The sequence below is a fragment of the Novosphingobium sp. B-7 genome, assembly GCF_000410615.1.
Lineage (GTDB): Bacteria > Pseudomonadota > Alphaproteobacteria > Sphingomonadales > Sphingomonadaceae > Novosphingobium > Novosphingobium capsulatum.
The window spans coordinates 1028-1355 of the sequence record NZ_KE148503.1; the positions used below are offsets into that span (position 1 = coordinate 1028).

A 328-nucleotide genomic window follows, 5' to 3' on the forward strand; every position below is an offset into this window, starting at 1 on the left:
TGGAGAGATGCAGGTTTTGGAACGCAATTTTGGACTTTCCGGCACGGGTGACCGGCGCGCGCGCGCCGTGGCACTGGCGCAAGCCGCCCGCGCTGTGGTGATTCTCAAGGGACCGGACAGTGTGATCGCCGCGCCCGATGGCGCTGTGACGGTGGCGCCGCGCGCGTCGTCGTGGCTGTCGGTGGCCGGCAGCGGCGATGTGCTGGCTGGCACCGTTGCCAGCCGCCTGGCCGTGCTGCGCGATCCGCATCGCGCCGCGCGGGAAGGGCTGTGGCTCCATGGCGAAGCAGCGCGCTTGGCCGGCCCGGCCTTTACCAGTGGCGATCTG

Annotated in this window: 1 protein-coding gene; it reads left to right on the forward strand. The window is 70.7% G+C overall.

Annotated features, from left to right (window positions below):
- Positions 1 to 16: 16 nt before the first annotated feature.
- On the forward strand, positions 17 to 328 hold a 312-nt coding region (locus tag H926_RS29965; protein ID WP_371256327.1), incomplete at its 3' end, for an NAD(P)H-hydrate dehydratase.